At 59.9% G+C, this 2139-nt stretch carries 2 protein-coding genes and 2 pseudogenes; 1 reads left to right on the forward strand and 3 read right to left on the reverse strand.

Going from position 1 to position 2139, the window contains the following annotated elements; genetic code table 11:
* From FS320_RS42110 to tnpA, 3 genes and pseudogenes are all read right to left on the reverse strand, one after another.
* Positions 1-806 (reverse strand): annotated as a pseudogene (locus tag FS320_RS42110) (site-specific integrase); the annotation flags it as partial.
* A 51-nt stretch (positions 807-857) separates the two neighbouring features.
* A complete protein-coding gene (gene tnpB / locus FS320_RS42115; RefSeq protein ID WP_152718486.1) occupies positions 858-1061 on the reverse strand; it encodes an IS66 family insertion sequence element accessory protein TnpB in 204 nt (67 codons plus the stop codon).
* Positions 1058-1435 carry an IS66-like element accessory protein TnpA gene (gene tnpA, locus FS320_RS42120; protein ID WP_152718487.1) on the reverse strand — a complete coding sequence of 126 codons (378 nt, stop codon included), beginning with the start codon at positions 1433-1435 and terminating at the stop codon, positions 1058-1060. Before tnpA ends, tnpB begins: the two co-directional genes overlap by 4 nt.
* Before the next feature lie 96 nt (positions 1436-1531).
* Here tnpA and FS320_RS42125 point away from each other — a divergent pair.
* Positions 1532-1753: pseudogene (locus FS320_RS42125) on the forward strand (IS6 family transposase); the annotation flags it as partial.
* Between the last annotated feature and the right edge of the window lie 386 nt (positions 1754-2139).

Consider the following 2139-nt stretch of genomic DNA (forward strand, 5'->3'; position numbering starts at 1 on the left):
CCGGCGAATATCGTCGAGAACGAGTGAGCGAAGTTTCTTGCTGCGGATGCCGGTCGTGGCCAGCAACAGGAGGATGGTCTGATCGCGGCTGCCGGTTGGGGGCGCAGGGTCGATGGCGTCGATCGCCTTCCTGAATCCTCCCAACCCAGTTGCCGCGGCAGATGCGCGAGACGGTAGCATGGCGTTCGCGGCACGGACCGCGCAAGGTCCAGGTCATTGAGGTTGGCCCAGTGCAGGAACCTCAGAAACCGGCGCATATAGGACCCGGTCGCTGCCCGCGTGTTATCCATGGACGACAGGCCCATGAGGTGACCGGTGAGCGCCAGCACATGTATGCCGGTCATGGCCGAGAGCGGCTCGCTGGCGTGATACCGATCCCACCAGGCAAGCAGCCGCCGCGCGGCGAGAACCTGACCCTCCCGCGTCTTCACGGCCAGACCACGCACCTCACGCAGGTAGCTGGAATAGCCTGTCAGCAGGGGCTCATGTGGATCGGGCTCGCGATGGCGAATCTCGAAGCGGTGCGGAACAATCCTTCGGGCCAAGGCGATTGCGGTGCGTGCGGCGACACGTGAGGTTTTGGTCGGACACCCGGCGACAAAGCCATCGATCAGGACTTGGGTGATCGGCTTTGCGCGCGATACGACTCCACCGAACCGTCCCAATCGGCCGAGGTAGATCTTCGCTGAAGCGTGCCGATAGCCGTTCTCGAAAAGATAGGTTGCGATGCAATCGAGCTCGTCACCCAGGCCGCCGCCTCTCAAGCGATGCAGGACCCTCGGATACTTGAAGTAGCGTTCCAGCATGTGCGTTCTCCATGCGAGCGCGGATAGCCCAACGCCCACTGGAGAAATGGCTCAGATTATGTGGCGGCCAGGGACCGCAAAGCGCTGGAATTCCACCGTCAGCGATCCCGCCGCCACATAATCTCCCACGACACATAAGGCGGGGTTCTGATGCAGAACCTCCTGAGCCAAGGCGGCAAGGCCTGTGATGCCACGGCGCATGTCGGTCACCCCACAGGCAAGGTAGACCCGAACGCCCGCTCCCGGTCCGATCATGCGCTCTCCGCAATCCGGATAGCGCGCATGAGCAGGTTCTCCGGCAAATCCGCTGCAGCGCGCACGATCCGCCCGTTGCGCAGCCCGATCTCCACATGGCGGTCGTTCGCTGGAAATGCACCGCAGGTCCAGCCTTGCGGCGACGATGCCGAAAGCTCCACAGGCAGAAACCGGGCCTCCTCGTCCGGGACCATGCGCTTGTCCCTCATCTGCCGGCGCCATTGGTAGAGGTGCTGGCGTGTGACGTCGTGTCGGCGCGCCACATCGGCCACCGTCGCGCCCTCCACGCCGACTTCGCTTAGGACCTGCAACTTCTCTTCGGTCGACCAGCGCCTGCGGCGCTCCATACCGGCCAGGATCTCTTGCCGCATCATCCACGTCCTTGATGACGTCAATAACGACGTCGTTAACGACGTGAATTTACATCGTCATAGAACGCCTCAGAAGGCGGCCTAAATCGGCCGGTTACGAACAACCGCGCAGAGAATAGTCATCAGCCAACCCGACGACGCGAACGCATGATGAAGCGCTTCAAATCAGCCGGACAGGCGCAACGCTTCCTCTCCGTTCATGATCAGGTGGGAAATCTCTTTCGCCGTCCCGCCAACACCAGCGCCGCCGGTCACCGCAACTTCCGAGCTCAGGCGTTTCGGACTTGGGCTGAGATGACTGGCGTCGCCACGGGCCACTGATCTGACGAACCAGGAGGGGCCGACCTATCTCAAGCCGTTAAGTTGACGATGCTCATGGAGGCTTCCCTGCGGCAGCGTGGTCTCCCCAACATCACGTTGACAGTACCGTCGGGATGGCCAAAGTATGAGTGCACGAATGCACAAACAAAGAAAGGTGACAAAGCCATATATCCTGCCAACTACCAATCAATAATTTGGTTGGCAGGATTCTACACTTTATTTGGTTGGGGCCCATTTGGTTGGCAGGATTCTACACTTTATTTGGTTGGGGCCCATTTGGTTGGCAGGATATATGGCTTTGTCAGCTTTATTTGGTTGGGGCCCATTCCATATATCCTGCCAACTACCAATCAATAATCTGCGAAGCAGATATCGCTCACAGGCAA

The organism is Microvirga tunisiensis, assembly GCF_009296175.1.
Taxonomy (GTDB): domain Bacteria; phylum Pseudomonadota; class Alphaproteobacteria; order Rhizobiales; family Beijerinckiaceae; genus Microvirga; species Microvirga tunisiensis.

Excerpts from the sequence above, each read along its gene's own strand:
- tnpB (WP_152718486.1), bottom strand. The coding sequence starts at position 1,061 with ATGATCGGACCGGGAGCGGGCGTTCGGGTCTACCTTGCCTGTGGGGTG.
- tnpA (WP_152718487.1), bottom strand. The coding sequence starts at position 1,435 with ATGATGCGGCAAGAGATCCTGGCCGGTATGGAGCGCCGCAGGCGCTGG.